This is a genomic window from Providencia alcalifaciens, assembly GCF_915403165.1.
GTDB lineage: Bacteria > Pseudomonadota > Gammaproteobacteria > Enterobacterales > Enterobacteriaceae > Providencia > Providencia alcalifaciens_C.
The window spans coordinates 1,399,986-1,419,968 of the sequence record NZ_OU659204.1; the positions used below are offsets into that span (position 1 = coordinate 1,399,986).

Here is a 19,983-nt window from a genome sequence, read left to right on the forward strand (position 1 = left end):
TACTGATGTGAATGGTGGTAAATAGAGAACCGTGATTACTGTTCAAATAATGGGGTTGGTTTGCCATTTTCATCAATAGCTACGAAATTAAACTGTCCGTGGATCACTTCTTCTCGTCCCTCAGCGTACATATCTTCTAAAAAGATAGAGACATTAACGGTAAGGCTAGTACGACCAACTCGGATCACTTCCCCGACTAATTCAACGATGGTGCCTGATGGGATAGGGTGGGTAAAATTGATTTTTTCTGTGGAGACGGTCACCAATCTTTTGCGGCAAAAACGGGTCGCGGTAATGAAGGAAACCTCGTCCATCCATGCTAATGCAGTACCACCGAACAAGGTGCTATGGTGGTTAGTGGTGGTTGGGAATACTACTTTAGAAACATGGGTGACAGATTGTTCAATTTTTTGTTTGATTACATCATCAACATCGGAACGCATATTTAAGCCTTACTTTCTTTGAATTCTCACTATTTAAAAACTTGAACCGGCAAAAATAATTACTTACCGGAACATTAATGTACATATCATTAATGTTGCCGATAAGTGTAATCCTGATCACAAATAAATACAGTGATTAATCAAACGTGAATCGTTCCGGCTAAAAAGAGTGTTGCTTTTCCCGTCATTTTGACGCGATTCTGTTCAATTAAGCAGTGTATTTTTCCACCACGTACAGAAATCTGGTAGCCTAATACTGGATTTTTTTGTAAGCGTTTAGCCCAAAGAGGAGCAATCACACAGTGAGAGGTACCAGTAACGGGATCTTCATTAACACCTTTGGCAGGCGCAAAATAGCGAGATACAAAGTCACATTGCTCGTCATGTGCTTGTTTATCCGTACTTTTCGCTGTAATGGTTAATCCCTGCAAAGGTAATTGTGCAAGGCGTAACATATCTGGATGGCAATTCTGTACTTGTTCTGGTGAATCAACAAAGCAGATATAACGATCTTTGGCTAAATACAGCTCAGAAATAGGGGTACCGAGGATCTCGCTTAATTGTGGATATTGGATTAAATCAGCAGGCTCACAGTCTAAAACAGGGAAGTCTAATGTGAAGCCATCCTGATTTTTATGGACTGTCAGTTCACCAGATAAGGACTGAAATACAATAGGGTTTGCTGGGTGCTGCTTAAACTGGTTCAGAATATATGCAGCGGCAAGGGTCGCATGACCGCACAATTTGACTTCCATCACTGGTGTAAACCAGCGGATATGTTCACCTACCAGAAAGGCCGTTTCAGATAAGTTAATTTCGGCGGCGATAGCGATAAGCTTGTCATCAGGAAGCCACTCATCAAGTAAAACGATAGCAGCCGGATTGCCATGAAATAGGGTATCAGTGAACGCATCGACATAATAAACTGGAACAGACAGTGTGCTCATCGTAAAAAATCCTTGAAAGGAAATAACTGATTATGATTAGAAAAGTGAGGAAAGAGTAGCATGAGATTTGCAGTGTTGAGGAGAGGTTGGCGCAATAATTTTTGAGATTATTACGCCAACAGACGACTCGCTAATAACGAATAATATTATTTCGCTTTTGCTTCGTTTTTATCTGCGTTTTGCAGCATTTTTCTCACTGGAATAATCAGGGCTGCCAGGACAACAGCACAAATAACCAGTGCGATAGAAACGTGGGAGAACAGGTCTGGCATTGAATCCAGTTGGTCTTTACGGATATTACCACCCATGATACCTGCTGCTAAGTTACCCAGCGCACTTGCACAGAACCATAATCCCATCACCTGACCGCGCATTTTTTGTGGTGCAAGTAATGTCATGGTTGCCAAGCCAATTGGGCTTAAGCACAGTTCACCTAAAGTCAGTAATAAAATACTGCCGACTAACCAGAATGGTGAAACGCCAGTTTGTGTTGCCAGAACGTGGTTAGCTGCAACCATCATGACCGCAAAACCACCCGCAGCGAATAGGATACCAATAACAAACTTTGTCATGCTGCTTGGGTTCAGATTACGCTTAGCCAAAGAAGGCCAGAACCAGCTGAAAATAGGGGCTAACAGAATGATGAATAAGGCGTTGATTGACTGGAACCAAATGGTTGGGATTTCGAAGTTACCCCATTGGCGATCGGTATAGTCACGCGCAAAAATGTTAAATGATGTTGGCTTTTGTTCAAATGCAGACCAGAAGAACGCCGCAGCAATTAACAGAATCAAACAAGCCAGTAAGCGAGAGCGTTCACTGCTGTTCAAACCTGCGCAGAAGAACATGAAAATAAAGTAGATGCCCACACACGTCGAGATAATGTAAGCAGAACTTTTTGCGATCACTGAAGGGTTGAATGGAATGGTACCATTATTGATTAATACCACCAGTACAGCCAGTACAGCCATGGCAACAGTAACCCATTTACCGACGTTTTTACGTTGAACGGTAGGGTGGTTCCATGTGGAATCTAAACCAACTTCTTTGTCATAACGACGCATTTGTGGAATAGCGTAGAAACGGAAGATAAGCAGGGCAACCAACATACCCAAACCGCCTAAACCGAAGCCTAAATGCCAGCCGTATTTTTCATGTAATGGGCCGATAATTAATGGGGCAATAAATGAACCCATATTGATACCCATATAGAACAGAGAGAAACCGCCATCACGACGCGTATCTTCTTTCTTATACAGAGTTCCAACCATTACGGTGATACAGGTTTTAAATAACCCCGTACCTAATACGATCAATAGCAGTCCCACGAAGAAGAAGGTATTGGTAAATAACGCAGACAGGGCAATCGACAAGTGACCCAATGCAATGATCAAAGAACCATACCAAACGGCACGACGCTGACCTAACCAGTTATCCGCAAGCCAGCCACCGGGTAATGATGTGATATAAACACCACCCGCGAAGATACCTACGATAGCAGACGCTTGCTCAATCGGCAGCCCCATGCCACCTTGCAACAAAGTTGCACTCATAAAGAGGATTAAAAGAGGACGAACACCATAGAAAGAAAAACGTTCCCACATCTCGGTGAGGAAAAGCGAACTCAACGGGTAAGGATGCCCGAAAAAAGTTTTAGTTTTAGTCGCAGAATGACTCATCTGTGAACTCCAATACGTTGTGACTTAAGAGGTTGTGCCGAATTGTGAATGTGGAGCAGAAGCTCCATCACTGTTTTTTATTGATATGTTAATGCTGTGTTGCAAACATATTTTCGGCATACATTATTATAAAATTGCTAATAAGCAGAATGAATTTATTGTAAGAAAGCCAGTTTTAAGATGAAAATTCGATGTAACTCTCATTCTTACGATAAGGGGGAACAGAATAACGGATTTTTATTGACAATAAAAGAATGTTTTTTGAATCGATTAAGTTAATTTAAAACAATCAGTTACAAAATATTTTTTGTGCTTATAAACTTTTCGTGGAAAAGATAATAAAAAGTTATGTTTTGGCATGAAAGGGATACATTAACATTACTCTTTAGAGGGAGATGCTCTGAGACCATCAGATTGCTTCCTAATGATAAGCCAAGAGTAAATGAGGTTGATCAACACTAATACGGCTGTGAAGAAGAACACAGCTCTAAACCCGTATGTTGCTGCAACAAAGGAACCCATTAAAGGACCTGTGACATTACCTACATCTCGTAATGCTTGGTTGTAGCTAAATATACGCCCAGTGATTTGGTGAGAAATATTATAAATAATTAAGGTTTGTACGGCGGGTAACAGCGCGGCGTTAAGGGCACCTAGTAAGAAGCGCAGAGCGCCTAATTCCCAATAGCTGCTGACGAGCCCCATCGGAAATAGAACAAAAATTGAGGCGGCAAGCACGGCTAATAAAACACGGTCTGGCCCAATACGATCGCTCAGTTTACCGAGCATAGGGGCGCTAATCAGTGCGGCAACACCGGGGATAGATGCAATAATTCCACTGATAAAAGCAAGGTTATCAATCGAGTCTGAAAGTTCCCGAACATACAAGGTGATCACCGGGTTAATCGAACCAATCGATGCTTGGATGATCATCGTGGTGAAAAATAGGCTAATAACTAAGTTTTTATTACGTAAAGAGGCAAAAACTTGTTTTCCGGTTAGGGCATCTTTGCGTGAAACAGGGGTAAAACGCTCACGGACGTAGAAAAGTGTGACAAAAAAGCAGATAAACAACACACTAGCGGTAATAAAGAATACCGGACGCAACCCATATTGGTCAGCAAGTAATCCACCGATAAGTGGGCCAATCAATGCGCCGCTAACCGCACCAGTCGCCAAAACACCCATCGCCCAACCGCTTTTATTAATGGGTACTTGGGTGGCAATTAGCGCATTGGCATTTGGGACAAATCCGCCAAGTAAGCCTAAAAGCGCCCGCAAAGCCAAAAGTTGCCAGATATTCTGCACAAAGCCAATCAGCACCATAACAATCGCCATACCAAGGGCAGAACGCAGCAACATTAATTTACGACCGTGGCGGTCAGAAAGGCGTCCCCAAAAAGGTGCAGCAATAGCGGAAAATAGAAAGGTAATACTGAAAACGGCACCTGTCCATAAATTCAAAGAGCCATGGTCAGTAATACCAAGTTCTTCGATATACAGAGGAAGAAAAGGCATGATCAGGCTGAAGGCCGCGCCCGTTAGAAAGCAGCCGAACCAGACGATGTAGAGGTTTTTTTTCCAGTAAGTACTTTTCTTCATGTATTCCCTTCATACTTCGTGCCGCAGCGTTGTTGGCTTCACTCCCGTCATATTTCGTGCTGCAGCGTTGTTGGCTTCATTCGCGGACCCCAGTCACGTACTTGTGTACGCTCCTGGGGATCCACTTACTCGCCGCCTAGCTGTAACACGAACTATTTTGGGAGAACCACCTAGCTACAATATGAGTTGTTTCGAAAATGTACAGCTATAGGGTAATTTACTGCACACCAACGATTTCGGGAATTACATAGCCTAGCGGTGGTGGATTTTATCCAAGTCGCCGTATAGGGAAGTCTCTCCCTTTGGACGCGTTTTGAAACGGCGGTGCATCCACATATATTGCTCTGGCGCACGTAAAATTTCTTGTTCAATGACCCTGTTCATCATCGCGGCGGTATCTGTGTTGTCATCAACAGGGAAATCATCTATCGCAGGTTGAATATGCAACTCGTAGCCTTTGCCATCGGGTAAGCGATGGGCAGCGAAGGGTACCACTAATGCATTACCATGCTTGATGAGCATCGCTGAACCATTTGTGGTTGCTGCATGCTGTACGGCAAATAAGGGCACAAATGAGCTGTTGCGTGGGCCGTAATCATGATCAGGGGCGTACCAGAGAATTTCGCCTTCTGTGAGTACGCGGATCATGCTTTTGACATCTCGGCGGCCAATCATATATTTGTTTGATTTTAAACGTCCGCGAGTTTGTAGCCAGTCCATTAATTTGTTGTCGTTTGGACGATAAACACCAATGCCTGGGTTATGCATACCAAAGGCTCGTCCTGCGATTTCGAGTGTCAGAAAGTGTACACCAAGTACAATAACGCCTCGGCCTGTTGCTTGGGCGGCTCGCATATTGTCCAATCCAATGATTTTAAACCAGCGGCGAATGCGCCAGTCTGGCCAGAACCATGCCATCGCGGTCTCAAAAACACCCATACCAACGGATTCAAAGTTTTTATCCACCAATTCTTGGCGTTCTTTTGAACTCATTTCGGGGAAGCAAAGTTGTAAATTGCGATCAGCAATCAGAACGCGTTGCTTTAAAAAGCGTTTGGATAAACGGCCTAAACGAGTGCCTATCCAATAAATAACGGGATAAGGAAGCAGGACGAGTAGGTATAGCACGCTAATGCCAAACCAAACTAACCAGTAGCGGGGATGTAATAAACTTTTTTCAAATTTTGGCGCTGGGATCATTGTTTTTTCAGTTTCTACTTAAGTGGATTTCAATTAAAAATAGCGTGTTAATCTGAATGATATCAAATTAACCCGCGAAAAGTTGGGCTGTTTGCATGGTACTCATTAATTCAGCAAGGTTTCTCACTGCCATTTTTTCCATTACTCGGGAGCGATGCACTTCAACGGTTCGCACGGATACACAAGCGACTTCCGCGATTTCGCGGTTAATTAGCCCTTGAAGTACATAGGTGCAAACGTCTTTTTCTTTCGGCGTTAAGGTTTCATAACGTTGTTTAATCAACGTGCGTTCAGTGGCTTTTATGGTTTGTAAGCGAGCTTGTTCAAGGGTTTCGGCAAGCTGCTGGCTATCAATGGGTTTTTGTAAAAAATCGATAGCGCCTAATTTCACCTGTTCAACCGCCATCGGGATATCCCCATGACCAGAAAGGAAAATAACCGCAAGGGTGCTTTGTTGTTCTTTCAGGTATTGATGTACTTGACGACCATCAAATTTTGGCATGCGCATATCGAGCAATACAATGCCTTCCTCATGCAGAGGGGCTTGCTGGATGAACTGTTCACTGTCGTTCCAGACGGTGACGTTATAGCCGAGCGTTTCGAGTAAAAATTGACAGGAATCGGTGACATCGGTGTCATCGTCGACAAGGTGAATGACTGGCATTAATTCATACCTCGTGGCTTGTTTCTTGTTTGTATTTGTATAAGTGTCTTGCTTATATAAATAGTATTCATAACATTGTCACATATAGTTATTGGGAATGTTATCTTTTGTGTGGCAAAACATGCGTTATATTCTGATTATCTCGAGTAATTAAAAATTAGCGTCACACGTAGCCCGTTCTTACCTTCATCATTATGTTGATTTTCAATGCGAATATCCCCACCTTGGCTTTGAATTAATCGCTGGCAAATCACCAATCCGAGTCCCAGCCCTTCCTGTTTAGTGGTGGCGAATGGCATGATCCCTTGATGGAGCTGCTCGTCAGGCATTCCGCCAGCATCATCTTGTAATACGAGTAAAAAACGTCCATCCGCAAAGTGGAAGCCAAAGGTTAATGTGGTGGCACCTGCTTGTAGGCTATTACTGATCAAATTTGAGAGTAACTGGTCGAGTAAGGTATCAGGCAGCAAAAGCTGGATATCGGGAATCTCAGGTAACTGCAACCTAACGGTTGGGAAATGTTGCTCAACTTGCAACAGTTGCCAAATATGATTAATGGTCTGTTTGACGGATTGCTGGCGTAGAGCTAGACGGGATTCTTGCCCCGGTTTTCCTGCCCACAGGCGCAGGTTTTGAATAATGTCAGCACCCCGTTGAGCTTGTTCATCAATTTTACTGATGGCACCAAGAAGAGGGTGATTTTCCGACTCTTTTTTCAATCGCAAAATAGAGCCTTGGGCGTAATTTCGAATCGCGGATAATGGTTGATTCAATTCATGGGCGAACCCAGATGCCATTTCACCTAATATATTGAGTCGCTGAGCTTTTTGTAGGTTAGCTTCTTGCTGGCGTAGGCGATTATGTGCGACTTCAAGTTGTTGGCTACGACGGCGAACCAAGAAGGCTATCCAGACGTGGTTAATACCTAATAATAAGAAAATTAAGGCGATAATACCGATGGTAATTTGATGTTGAATTGTCCAGCTGACAATATCTTGCCAAATTTCCCGTTGCTGTGGATGTTGATTGACGTCGCGCAGTAAGTTTTCAACTTGTGTAATGGATGCCGGAGCTCCCCAGCGCATATTGGGAGTATCGCCAGAGAGTAAGACTTTGGTGACTTTATCCACTAAATTGTCAGGAACTTCGCTTAACGCGGCGAATGACCAATTAGGGTAAAGTTCGGTGCTCGTTAGGCAGGGTAACGAACTTTCTTTTTGAACAAGTGGACGGAATTGTTGTTTATCAATCAGTCCCTCACTGTCCATATTTTCTAATAAGCAGACAGGGACAATTGCCGCAGAGAGAGATTTATCCCGTAAAGCGTATAACAGCGCATCCGCAGGGAAGCCCAAAAATTGCATCCGAAAGTCTTTTTCCGTGTCATACCCTAAATCTCTTAACACTTTATAGCCTAATAAATATCCCCCAAATGCATCGGGAGATATTGCGCCAACTTTTTTGCCGATGAGCTGATCAGCACTGTGAATATCGCTATCTCCGCGAACCAAAATAAGGCTACCTATCACGTTGCGTGTCGTGCTGTTTGGCTCTACATCTGAGCGTAAAGAGAGCAGCCAGCGTAGGTGATAGCGATTATCGAGTTGGATAAATTGTGCTGGGTTAGTGAGTAAAAAGTCGATTTTGCGATTTGAAATCGCCTCTTTCATCTCTTCAAGATTCAGGGGTTGCAGGGTAAAGCGTTCTCCCGGGATGGACTCATTGAGAGTGTCCACCAAAGGTTGCCAGTGCAACTGAGTGAAACTCGGTCCTCGTAGGGCAAGAACACCGATAGTCCATTGCGCCGCACCCGCTGGAATGCACCATAACAGCAGGCTAACTAAAAGTATGTGATACAACGGCATAGACGTTTTTTTTAACATTTGGGGTTTATTCGTTGCGTTAGATCAATATCCCTTCGGGTATGTGGAAAACCACAATAGGGGCGCAAGGCTTTTCTTCTTACTATGAACTCAGAATTATTAGAGTAGCACAAAGATAACACACCGATTTTAAAGAGAAATAAGAATTTAGTGGTTATCAGACATCGGTAACACGGTGTTACCAATACGTAAGATAAACCAATAATAGATTGATTATTAACTTTTATTTTCGCATTAGCAATGTCAATACTGGAGCCGATTATGGATCTGAGTAAACGAAAATTCCTACAACAGATTGGGGCTGTCACGGCAGGTGCATCGCTGATCCCAATCGCCGAGGCGGGTTTGAGTTTTTCCCCAACTCGCCGCGAAGGCAATCCTGAAAAACGCTATGGTATGCTGATTGACCTGCGCCGCTGTGTAGGATGCCAATCATGTACAGTTAGCTGTTCAGTCGAGAACCAATCACCTCAAGGCCAATTTAGAACCACGGTTAACCAATATCAAGTCTCCCTAAAAGGGGAAGAAGGCTTCACCAACGTTTTACTACCTCGCTTGTGTAACCATTGTGATAACCCACCTTGCGTGCCAGTTTGCCCAGTGCAAGCAACGTTTCAACGTGAAGATGGCATTGTGGTAATTGATAACGAGCGTTGTGTAGGCTGCGCATATTGTGTGCAGGCTTGCCCGTACGATGCCCGCTTTATTAACCATTCAACGCAAACTGCAGATAAATGTACGTTCTGTGCCCATCGCTTAGAGGTCGGTTTATTGCCAGCGTGCGTCGAATCTTGTGTCGGTGGTGCGCGTATTATCGGTGACTTAAAAGACCCTAACAGCACCATTCGCAAGATGCTCACTGAGCATGAAGCCCAAATTAAAGTCTTGAAACCGGAAAGTGGCACATTGCCGCAGGTGTTTTATTTAGGGCTGGATGATGCGTTTGTGGAACCGTTGCAAGGTAAAGGGCAACCAGCATTGTGGCAGGAGGTGTTCTGATGAGCGAGCAAGTGACCTATATTTCCGAAATCATGGCGCAGCCGCAAGAGTTTTTCTGGCTTCCTTGGGCGGTGCAATACTTTTTCTTTATTGGGATTGCGGCCTGTGCCGTGCTATATGCCTGTTATCTTCATTGGCAGAATCGCAGTGGAAACGGTCGATTAGAAATGATTGCCGTGTTTATTGCTATCACGATGGGGATAACAGCTCCGCTAGCATTAACCGCTGATCTGCACCAAACCGCGCGTGTATGGCACTTCTATGCACATCCAACAATGTGGTCTTGGATGTGGTGGGGGTCTGTGTTGCTACCGCTGTTTACCACGTTTGTTGGGTTGTACTTTGTTGCTCTGCTGGTCAAATTGATTTGGAAGAAAGAGTATAAAGCGACCCGCTGGGTAGCGTTACTGAGTGCGTTATCATCAATTGGTTTACTGCTATATACCGGCCGTGAAGCCTCTGTGTTAGTGGCTCGTCCAATTTGGTTTAGCTGGTGGATGCCAGTGCTGATGTTCTTAAGTGCGATGCAAGTGCTGCCGGCTTTGATTAGCTTAGGTGCGCGTCGTGAACCTCAATATCAAAACCGTTTAGCGCGTTTCCAAGTGATTACGTTACTCTTGTTTGCGGTCTGTTTTGCGCTGTGGATCTCTGGTGATACCACGTCAGGCATTGCTGTTCGCCAACAGTTAGATGTCGCAAGCCCAGGCTGGTGGATGTTAATGGGCGTATGTGCGCTGTGGGCAATCACATTCGTGATGGCGCTGAGTAACGTGAAAGCCGTTCGCTCCGTTCCTTACATTACAGTTTTAGCGTTAGTGTCAATGGCGTTAGCGTGGGTATTACGTTGGATTTTCCTGATGGAGATTCAAGCGGTACCAAAATACAACATCATCACCAATCCATACCATTTCCCATTAGGCAATGACGGATTACTGGCGATTGTCGGTACCTTTGGATTGTGGATTGCATTAACAATTATTGTTCGCGAAGGTGTTCGCTGGTTTGCGGGGAGAGTGCAACATGGCTAAATTCTCAAGACGTCAATGGCTTAAAGGTGGTTTAGTTGTCGGTGGTCTTGCTCTTTTTGGTGCAAGCTATCGTGAAGTTGCCAAACGTGCAGTAGATGGCTTAGTGGATGGCACCTCTGGCAAAGTGACGCTGGATCGCATCAATGGTAACTCGCTGATCCCTGAAGGAACTGCGATTGGTGGTTGGAAAGAGAACCCTGCGCAAGTGGTTTCAATGACTCAATGCTTCGGTTGCTGGACGCAGTGTGGTATTCGTGCCCGTGTGGACAGTGCGAAGAATGAAGTACTGCGTATTGCGGGGAACCCATACCACCCTCTATCCCATGAAAAACATTTTCCTTACGGAATGCCGTTATCCACTGCATTCGCCAAAATGGGCGGTGAAAGCGGATTAGAACATCGTTCAACCGCATGTGCTCGTGGTGCAACGCTGATGGAAGGGTTAACCAGCCCATTACGTATTCTCGAACCGATGAAGCGCGTGGGTAAACGTGGTGAAGGGAAGTGGGAGCGTATTAGCTTTGAACAGTTAATCAAAGAAGTGGTTGAAGGTGGGGATTTGTTTGGTGAAGGTCATGTGGATGGTCTGCGTGCTATCCGTGATTTAGAAACGCCGCTGGATCCTGCTCAACCTAAATTAGGGCCTAAAGCGAACCAGTTACTGGTAACTAACGCCGGGGATGATGGTCGTGATGGCTTTATTCGTCGCTTTGCTCAAAATGCTTTTGGTAGTAAAAACTTTGGCGCACACGGGGCTTACTGCGGTTTAGCGTATCGTGCAGGTTCTGGTGCGTTGATGGATGACTTGGATAAAAATGCCCACGTCAAACCAGACTGGGATAATACGCGTTTCGCGCTGTTTATCGGAACATCTCCAGCACAATCGGGTAACCCATTTAAACGTCAAGGTCGCCAGTTAGCGAGTGCTCGTTTACGTGATTCGTTTAACTATGTGGTTGTTTCTCCGGCACTGCCTTTGACCACTACACTGGCCAATGATCATGGTCACTGGGTTCCTGTTCAGCCGGGCACCGATGCAGCATTAGTGATGGGAATGATCCGTTGGATTATCGAGAACGACCGTTATAACGCCGCTTATCTGAGTGTGCCAAGTGAAAAATCCATGGAAGCGGCTGGCGAGAAAAGCTGGACCAACTCGACGCATCTCGTGATCACCGATGATGCCCATCCTCTGGCGGGTAATCTGCTACAGCAATCTCACCTAACCGGTGTCGTGGCTGAAGAGGGTGAGGATGAGAAAAAAGCCTATTTGGTTCAGGACGCAAATGGTGAACTGAAACTGGCGGATGAAGTCACAAATGCAGAGCTGTTTGTGACTCGCCAAGTCACGCTTCATGATGGTAGCGAAGTGACGGTGAAATCCAGCTTCCAATGCCTAAAAGAAGCGGCGGATCGCATGACGCTGGAAGAATACAGCCAGCGTTGCCAAGTCCCCGTAAAAACCATTGAATCATTGGGTAAAGCGTTAACCTCTTATGACAGAAAAGCGGCAGTGATTTCTCACGGCGGCATGATGAGCGGCAATGGTTTCTATACGGCATGGGCTGTGATTATGCTCAATGCGTTAATTGGTAACTTAAACCTAAAAGGCGGCGTCTCGGTGGGTGGCGGTAAATTTAACGGGGAGAATGATGGCCCTCGTTACAATATCGCAGGTTACAAAGGCAAAGTGAAACCGAAAGGTGTGGTGTTATCGCGCAGTAATGAAGTCTATGAAAAATCGGATGAATTTAAGGCAAGAGTGGCGGCAGGTGAAAAGCCGTATCCAGCAAAAGCGCCTTGGTATCCGTTTGCGAAAGGACAATTAACTGAGCAACTCGCATCTGCACTACTGGGTTATCCGTATTCATTGAAAGCGTGGATCACCAATATGACGAACCCAGTTTATGGTATTGCGGGGATTCGTCAGGTAATGGAAGAGAAGCTGAAGGATCCGAAACATCTACCGCTGATTATTGGTATTGATGCTTTCATGAATGAAACGACCGCGTTAGCAGATTACATTGTGCCAGATACCCATAACTTCGAGAGCTGGGGCTTTAGTGCGCCATGGTCAGGTGTGCAGGTGAAAGCGAGTACTGCGCGTTGGCCGATTGTTGAATCCCGCACTGCGAAAACAGCGAACGGCCAGCCAGTATCTATGGAGTCATTCTGTATCGCAGTCGCTAAAGAGCTGAATTTACCAGGCTTTGGTGACAATGTAATTGCAGATATGGATGGCAACATGTATCCGTTAAATACCGCAGAAGATTACTACCTGCGAGTTGCGGCAAATATGGCATGGTTAGGTGAAAAGCCGGTACCAGAGGCGGCAACCGAAGATATTACGATCAGCGGTGTCGAACGTATTATGCCGCAAATTACTCGGACGTTAAAACCTGAAGAAGTTCGCCGCGTTGCGTATATCTTTACGCGTGGTGGTCGATTCGCACCTTACGAGAAAGCATGGGATGGCGAAGCGACGGGGCCACAGTGGAAGAAAGGGTTACAAATTTGGAATCCTACGGTGGCGATTAACCGTCATGCGATCACTGGTGAGCGTTTTAGTGGTTGCCCGACCTACTATCCACCGCGTATGGCAAACGGTGAAGATGTGAATGCGGTATTCCCAGAGAAAGAATGGCCATTGAAAATGATGTCATTTAAATCTCATGTGATGAGCAGCTCCACAACTATGATCGAACGTTTACGCCATGTGAAACCAACCAACTTGGTGGCCATTCACCCTGATGATGCGGCGAAGATGGGCGTTAAACATGGGGATTGGATCAAAATTACGACACCGGGTGGTCATGCTGAGGCTCAAATTAGTGTGCTTGATGGTGTTATGCCGGGAGTTCTTGCGGTTGAACATGGTTATGGTCATACAGAAATGGGTGCCAAACAGCACTATTTAGACGGCGAAGCCATGCCGATGAATGCGGCAAATGGCTCAGGAATTAACTTGAATGATTTAGGGTTTGCAGACCCGACTCGTGAAGTGGCAAATACTTGGCTTGATTGGGTATCAGGCGCTTCCGTGAGACAAGGTTTGCCAGCTCGTATCGAGTTAATTGGCTAAGACAGAAGTTCATCCAATAGGTTGAAAGTTGTGCGTTAGTAAAGTGTAGTTAGTAATATAAGCAGTAAAGAGGTTTCTGACCTACTCCGTTCTGCATAGCGGAGTAGGAAAGCGCCTCTAAATCAGTTGACATTGCGCTCTACGATGCGGTCTACCCATCGTAACTTCGGCAAATGCCAGGGAGGGGGAGCCCTCCCTTTTTTCTTTTCTATTTAATACAGATAGCTAATACAATATTGCTATAAAAACAGTCTATAGAAATATTGAGCTATTTTTCTTAAGCGGATTTTTCTTCCAGCGAGTCACTAGCCATTCAAATTCTTGATAGGTCGTCTCTGATTTTCTTTTTTCTCGAATTGCTTTAATCAAAGGCTCGGCAATCTCATATGTTTCAATAACGGTTGAATATGAGGCTCTTTTGATCATCTGCTCGTTATAGATGCCTTCTCTGATGCTAACAGCAACGCGCTCATAAAAATTTAAAATATATTGGAATTTGAGACGTTCTGAAATTTCACAACTTGTCATTGCTACCCCCTCCATAGGGAAGACATAAGCACGAAATGATTTTCCAGAGTAATGAATTTGTTTTAAAACATGAAGAGACTCTATGTATTGCTGATCTAATCGACTTTCAAACAAAAATAGGGCGGTTTGTGTTTTTTTAGCCGTTTCTAAATTATAAATAATTGCGCCTATGGCAACAAAAACACCAAATAAAACCGTCGTATTACTAATAATTTGTAGGGTTGCCTGCATTAATGTCATGGGTTCCATCCATAAAAAAGGCGGGGTCAATCCCGCCTAGTTAAAAGTTCATTAGCTTAAAAGCCATCAAATTCATCAAATCTTGTTTTCATATAGAACCTCTTTCAAATGGGGGATTTTTATTCAGAGGAAAATTAGCGCAATGGCATTTTTCTGTCAAAGGGCAAAAGAATTTATCAGACTAACTTTTTTGATGTGGTGATTTTTCTTTAACATTATCATTAAGAGTTGGTGGTGAGCGTAATATCCACTTAAAATAAGTGGTTTTTTATTAACATAATAAAAGGGATAATAACCCACAATTAACGAGCAATTCTTTGCTGGTGATTTAAATCTTTTTATATCAAAGCATTACATAGGAAAGCGAACACCATGCCAGTGTTACACAACCAAGTTTCAAATAAGATCCTTAAAGAACGTATGTTGGCTGAAACGGAGCCACGTACCACTATCTCTTTTTACAAATATTTCAATATTCAAGACCCTGCTGCATTTCGTAATGAATGGTACCAACAATTCAAAGCGTTGAGTGTATTTGGGCGTGTGTATATTGCCAAAGAAGGGATCAACGCACAAATTAGCGTACCTGCCTCCAATGTAAATGCGTTGCGTGAACTTATCTACGCAACAGACCCAGCCTTAAATGATCTGCGTTTGAACATTGCTATTGATGATGATGGCAAGTCCTTTTGGGTACTACGCATGAAAGTACGTGACCGTGTTGTTGCTGATGGTATTGATGATGAAACCTTTAATCCGGCAAATACAGGACAGTATCTGAAAGCAGAGCAAGTCAATGCGATGATCGATGACCCAAATACTATTTTTGTCGATATGCGTAACCATTATGAATATGAAGTGGGTCACTTTGATCATGCGATTGAGGTACCATCAGACACCTTTAGAGACCAACTGCCAATGGCGGTTGAAATGCTGCAAGATCAGAAAGATAAAAATGTGGTGATGTATTGCACTGGCGGTATCCGCTGTGAAAAAGCGAGCGCTTACATGCTGCATAACGGTTTCCAAAATGTTTATCATGTGGAAGGCGGGATCATTGAATATGCGCGTAAAGCGAAAGAACAAGGCTTACCACTGCGTTTCAAAGGTAAAAACTTCGTGTTCGATAACCGTATGGGTGAGCGTATTACAGATGACACCTTAGCGCATTGCCATCAATGTGGGGATGTCTGTGACACTCACACTAACTGCAAAAATGACGGTTGTCATTTATTGTTTATTCAATGCCCAAGCTGCGCTGAAAAATATGAAGGCTGCTGCAGTCATGCGTGTACCGAAGAGATGAAGCTGCCTGAAGAAGAGCAGCGTACTCGCCGTGCTGGTCGTGAAGTGAGTAATAAAATATTTAATAAATCTCGCCATCGTTTAGCAGATGGATTATTAAATAGCGAGAATTAGTAATATTTTCAAATGAAGAAAGCCCTTAAAGGGCTTTTTTTAATAAAGATACTTAAAAACGTTATAAATAAAAAATAGTTCAATTCTATTTTTAACAAAAACTTTTGATGTAATATGCCGTTTTTGTGAATAAACGGTACTATTACTTATGCCTAATTTTCTAGAGATAATATGGTTGGGGGTTTCATTCATCCAATTATTAATTATATTTTGCTCTTTCATCGTAAAAATGGATGAATCATTATTATTAGCAAGCTTTGTTATTTTTTCTATTTGATCTGAATCAGTAATAACTTTATCCAATGTTTGAGTCATGATATTTTTTGACATAATGAAAAAATTATCTTTTAGTAGCAAAGGCTTGTCTGTTAATGGGTATGTAGCATTGATGTAGATATAGAATCGAGTGCTACTGGCTCTGTTTAGCAATGTTTTCAGAGTCGGGCAGTAACTCGAGTAATGACAATAGTATGTCAAATTAACTAGAACAATACTGGGTGAGTATTTATTTATATATTTAATACCTTCATTAATGCACCCTGTACTAATAAACTTTAATTTTCTATTAGAAGATAAATATTCGGTAATACCAAGGCGGGTATAATAACACTCATCAATAACTAATATTCTCATAGGGAACATCCTTGTCCGAAAAGAGTATTACAATAAATTGGAATTGATATTGAAGTCAATAAAGTAATAATAAAAATAATAAATTATCGCTTGTATTTGCAATTAATTCATAATGTATGGTTTCTATTTTATCTTTAATAATAAGCGTAAATTATCATTTATTAATGATATAAATTAGAATGATGAAATGATAGCGAATGGATATTTGCTATGAGACAAATATCCATTCTTTTTTTACCTGCTAATGTGTTTTGAAATCAGATTCAAGATATTCGCCAGACTCAATCTTATCAATTCCAGCCTGAAGAATATTAATCAGCTGTTTGGCTACATCGGTTGTCAGCCACATGGTTTTATCAACTATTGCGCTATCCAGGCTATTGTTCTGTTCAGGGAGGTAATGTAAACGTAGCATCATCGCATCGTAGGCATCGACAGTACTGATATCCCAGCCAACAACAGGGTGAGTTTGGATTACATCGTTTTTTCTATTCATTTAGACCTCCTAATCAAACATCGTGATAAATAGTAAATATCTATTACTGACTAAGAGCAGGTAGCTCAGAACGAGCTATATCTAGTATAAGAAGATTTTTTTAATATGATAGTAGTAAAACTATTTTTTCTATGAATTTTGATGAAAATTAAAAAAATAGTCGGTGATTCTTTAAAAAAGAAGATGTGAAAAGGATAAAATCTTTTCACATCATAATGTTATTAGCTTACTTTGATAGTCCAACCACAATCTTCACCCGCTAAAAATGGGATTAATTTATCTGTCCCACAGGAAATAGATTCGCAGGTTATATTCTCAGATTTCGTCAGTGTAATGTGACCTTCATTGACGGGTAATCCGTAAAATTTAGGCCCATTTAGTGAACAAAATGCTTCGAAATGCGCTAAAGCGCCTAATTCTTCGAATACGGTTGCATAGGCAGCTAATGCGGTTGGTGCGTTAAATACGCCTGCACAGCCGCAGGATGTCTCTTTACGAGATTGAACATGCGGTGCAGTATCGGTACCTAAGAAGAAGCGATCGCAGCCAGAAGCGACAGCTGCACGCAATGCTTCTTGATGAACGTTACGTTTTAAAATCGGTAGGCAATATAGATGCGGACGTACACCACCAACTAACATATGGTTACGGTTAAACATCAAATGCTGTGGTGTTAAGGTTGCAGCTGTAAATTCGTTCGCCTCTAACACATATTGTGCGGCTTCTTTGGTTGTGATGTGCTCAAAAACGACTTTTAACTGAGGGAATTGAGCTCGCAATGGCAGCATGACTTGTTCGATAAACAGGGCTTCACGGTCAAAGATATCGATATGGCTGGCGGTCACTTCCCCATGAATGAGTAATGGCATTCCAGCTTGTTCCATGGCAGCAAGAACAGGGTAGATTTTTTTAATGTCAGACACGCCATGGCTAGAGTTTGTTGTGGCATTTGCGGGATACAATTTACAGGCCGTAAATACACCTTCATTGAAACCACGAATTAATTCATCAGCATCAGTTGTATCAGTTAAATAACAGGTCATCAGCGGTGTAAATTGGTGCCCAGCAGGTACCGCTTGTTTAATTCGTTCACGGTACGCTCTTGCGGCTTCTACCGTGGTAACAGGGGGTACAAGGTTAGGCATGACAATGGCACGACCAAAAAATTGGCTTGTGAACGGCACGACTGTATTTAACATTTCATTATCACGAAAATGAACATGCCAATCATCAGGGCGGCGGATCGTTAGGGTAGTTACAGTTGTCATTAAACCGGCTCCAATAAGGGGGGAATAAGTGATGAGCAGATGCTCAAGCCGGGAAAGAATGATAAAACGAAAACGATTAAATAGCTATGATCAAGGACAATTAATCTAGTAATTATTTTTTTGTGGGGTCTTTTAACATATTGGAAAATAAAGGAATTAAAACAGAAAAAAACAGAGAAAGGAAAGATTAAGTTGGCTCCTCCAGCTGGACTCGAACCAGCGACATACGGATTAACAGTCCGCCGTTCTACCGACTGAACTATGGAGGAACTCCCTTAACACGCAGAGGATATTAGCGTTCTGAATCGCTAATGTCAAAGGGGAAAATGATAAAATAAGTTCGTTTGCCTGTTATCTGCACGAATCGATAAAATTTTGATCTAACGGATAAGATGTAAAAGTAATAAAGCCAAAAATAGCTGAAAAAAGAATCAGTTAAACAGTGCGATTAAGATTGTAGAGTAATTTTGATATGTAAAAATTATCTTTGATAAGGAATTAGTAGGAAAGATAAAAATGGCGTGAGTTAGAAAGCAAGAAGCCCGCTAGGATTAACCTGAGCGGGCTTCTTAAATTTGGCTCCTCCAGCTGGACTTGAACCAGCGACATACGGATTAACAGTCCGCCGTTCTACCGACTGAACTATGGAGGAATTGGTTTGTTCCTGAGAACGAGGCGCATATTACCCACCCCGTATTCAGTTGTAAAGCATAAAATTAAAAAAAATGTTCAACAGGCTGTTAAATAAACAAGTTGGTGATTATTTATGCCTTGCTAGTTAGATTTCAGGGGTTTGCTCGTTGTTTTAAGCGGAACTGCTAAAATGTGAATAGTGAGCAAGCAATAGGGATTGTTCTATTAATAAGTAGGCAGGAATAAATTAAAGTAGCTGCGAATAGGGTGGGTATGAATGAAAAGGTTGAAGGGTACTAGGAAGCAAAAAGCCCGCAAGAATTAATCTTAGCGGGCTTTTTAAATTTGGCTCCTCCAGCTGGACTTGAACCAGCGACATACGGATTAACAGTCCGCCGTTCTACCGACTGAACTATGGAGGAATTGGGTTGTTCCTGAGAACGAGGCGAATATTAACGATATCACCTCGGCCTGTCAACGATAAAAATAGAAAATAAATCTAATTGCTCACTCACTACTCATTACGAATAAAAACTACGCTATATTATTGATAATATTTTAATTTTGAGCGGCTAAAGTGACTTGTGTCGGCAAAGAAACCTCAGGATAAGCAATATGGTAAATATCGTAAAAGGAGATGCTGCCCTTTAATGCTAATAAACGAGAAACTTCTTGCTTGATAGCTGAGCTGATTTCCTGAGATTCAAGAACTTTATTTAAAGCGTCCTCAGATACAACTTCAGTGACAAACCATTCGCCGTTATAGCAAACGCGCAAATCAAGCACACCAATATCTTCGAAATGGTAAACAGGCTTAATGTCAAACAACAGAACGCTAGCAAGTATAATAAACAAGAAGGTTATACCAAGCGTCCAATAAGGGCCAAAGTAGGGGGCATACCATAAGATCACGGCAAGCGGTAAATAGGCTGCAATCATGCCAATACATAAATAAGGATGATTGGCGAGAAATTGGCTATTAAAGTAAGGTTTACCATCACGTTGCTCACGCTGATTAATGGTATCTAAATCGTCTATAAGTATTTGTTTGATAATATCCATGGTAAGTGACTCTCTGTCAGATATCTATACTAGGAGGGTATCACGGAGGGAATGAATTGTTATATATCAGTTAAAAAAAATATTTAACTGGATTGTCATTATCTCGGACTAATCCAGTCGATTTTTTAGGCCTAGAGAGGGTTTTTATTTAAAAAAATCTTTAAAATATCAATAAAA

The 19,983-nt window shown here is 42.6% G+C and carries 16 protein-coding genes and 3 tRNA genes; 4 read left to right on the forward strand and 15 right to left on the reverse strand.

The genetic code is table 11. The features are described 5' to 3' along the window. Positions 1–35: 35 nt before the first annotated feature. From LDO73_RS06180 to ttrS, 7 genes are all read right to left on the reverse strand, one after another. Complete coding sequence (locus LDO73_RS06180; protein ID WP_036951567.1) at positions 36–443, reverse strand: acyl-CoA thioesterase; 408 nt, start codon at positions 441–443, stop codon at positions 36–38. A 140-nt stretch (positions 444–583) separates the two neighbouring features. After that, positions 584–1,390, reverse strand: coding sequence for a PhzF family phenazine biosynthesis protein (locus LDO73_RS06185; protein ID WP_224060654.1), 807 nt, complete (start codon positions 1,388–1,390; stop codon positions 584–586). 146 nt (positions 1,391–1,536) lie between these two features. After that, positions 1,537–3,069: a peptide MFS transporter gene (locus LDO73_RS06190; protein WP_224060655.1), complete on the reverse strand. Its 1,533-nt coding sequence runs from the start codon at positions 3,067–3,069 to the stop codon at positions 1,537–1,539. Between the two features lie 378 nt (positions 3,070–3,447). Then, the gene (gene mdtG, locus LDO73_RS06195; RefSeq protein ID WP_224060656.1) at positions 3,448–4,671 is read right to left on the reverse strand and encodes a multidrug efflux MFS transporter MdtG; all 1,224 of its coding nucleotides are present in this window, start codon (positions 4,669–4,671) and stop codon (positions 3,448–3,450) included. A 252-nt stretch (positions 4,672–4,923) separates the two neighbouring features. Next, positions 4,924–5,871, reverse strand: a complete 948-nt coding sequence (locus LDO73_RS06200; RefSeq protein ID WP_224060657.1) for a Kdo(2)-lipid IV(A) acyltransferase — start codon at positions 5,869–5,871, stop codon at positions 4,924–4,926. 67 nt (positions 5,872–5,938) lie between these two features. Continuing rightward, entirely contained in the window at positions 5,939–6,535 is a 597-nt protein-coding gene (gene ttrR, locus LDO73_RS06205) for a tetrathionate respiration response regulator TtrR (RefSeq protein WP_036951558.1), read from the reverse strand. 137 nt (positions 6,536–6,672) lie between these two features. Then, positions 6,673–8,418 carry a tetrathionate respiration histidine kinase TtrS gene (ttrS, locus tag LDO73_RS06210; RefSeq protein WP_224060658.1) on the reverse strand — a complete coding sequence of 582 codons (1,746 nt, stop codon included), beginning with the start codon at positions 8,416–8,418 and terminating at the stop codon, positions 6,673–6,675. 261 nt (positions 8,419–8,679) lie between these two features. Here ttrS and ttrB point away from each other — a divergent pair, with 261 nt between their 5' ends. Genes ttrB through ttrA form a run of 3 tightly spaced genes read left to right on the forward strand, consistent with a single transcriptional unit; the run spans position 8,680 to position 13,527 of the window. Continuing rightward, entirely contained in the window at positions 8,680–9,417 is a 738-nt protein-coding gene (ttrB, locus tag LDO73_RS06215) for a tetrathionate reductase subunit TtrB (protein ID WP_224060659.1), read from the forward strand. Beyond that, a complete protein-coding gene (ttrC, locus tag LDO73_RS06220; RefSeq protein ID WP_195848255.1) occupies positions 9,417–10,445 on the forward strand; it encodes a tetrathionate reductase subunit TtrC in 1,029 nt (342 codons plus the stop codon). The genes ttrB and ttrC overlap by 1 nt, the downstream gene beginning before the upstream one ends. After that, entirely contained in the window at positions 10,438–13,527 is a 3,090-nt protein-coding gene (gene ttrA, locus LDO73_RS06225) for a tetrathionate reductase subunit TtrA (RefSeq protein ID WP_224060660.1), read from the forward strand. Before ttrC ends, ttrA begins: the two co-directional genes overlap by 8 nt. A 252-nt stretch (positions 13,528–13,779) precedes the next feature. Here ttrA and LDO73_RS06230 read toward each other — a convergent pair whose 3' ends face one another. Beyond that, a complete protein-coding gene (locus LDO73_RS06230) occupies positions 13,780–14,295 on the reverse strand; it encodes a DUF4760 domain-containing protein (RefSeq protein ID WP_224060661.1) in 516 nt (171 codons plus the stop codon). Between the two features lie 372 nt (positions 14,296–14,667). Between LDO73_RS06230 and LDO73_RS06235 the strand changes: the two genes are divergently transcribed. After that, a complete protein-coding gene (locus tag LDO73_RS06235) occupies positions 14,668–15,714 on the forward strand; it encodes a rhodanese-related sulfurtransferase (protein ID WP_224060662.1) in 1,047 nt (348 codons plus the stop codon). Positions 15,715–15,753: 39 nt separating this feature from the next. Here the strand turns inward: LDO73_RS06235 and LDO73_RS06240 are convergent, their stop codons facing one another. From LDO73_RS06240 to LDO73_RS06270, 7 genes are all read right to left on the reverse strand, one after another. Further along, positions 15,754–16,347 (reverse strand): LuxR C-terminal-related transcriptional regulator, encoded by a 594-nt coding sequence (locus LDO73_RS06240; RefSeq protein WP_224060663.1) that lies wholly within the window; start codon positions 16,345–16,347, stop codon positions 15,754–15,756. A 241-nt stretch (positions 16,348–16,588) separates the two neighbouring features. Then, positions 16,589–16,843: a biofilm formation regulator BssS gene (bssS, locus tag LDO73_RS06245; RefSeq protein ID WP_211885188.1), complete on the reverse strand. Its 255-nt coding sequence runs from the start codon at positions 16,841–16,843 to the stop codon at positions 16,589–16,591. A gap of 221 nt (positions 16,844–17,064) precedes the next feature. Continuing rightward, positions 17,065–18,111 (reverse strand): dihydroorotase, encoded by a 1,047-nt coding sequence (gene pyrC / locus LDO73_RS06250; protein WP_224060664.1) that lies wholly within the window; start codon positions 18,109–18,111, stop codon positions 17,065–17,067. Between the two features lie 193 nt (positions 18,112–18,304). Continuing rightward, positions 18,305–18,380: transfer RNA gene (locus LDO73_RS06255), tRNA-Asn, on the reverse strand. A gap of 307 nt (positions 18,381–18,687) precedes the next feature. Beyond that, a tRNA-Asn gene (locus tag LDO73_RS06260) sits at positions 18,688–18,763 on the reverse strand. A gap of 327 nt (positions 18,764–19,090) precedes the next feature. Continuing rightward, positions 19,091–19,166: transfer RNA gene (locus LDO73_RS06265), tRNA-Asn, on the reverse strand. Positions 19,167–19,302: 136 nt separating this feature from the next. Further along, entirely contained in the window at positions 19,303–19,806 is a 504-nt protein-coding gene (locus LDO73_RS06270; protein WP_224060665.1) for a YlaC family protein, read from the reverse strand. Positions 19,807–19,983: the final 177 nt, after the last annotated feature.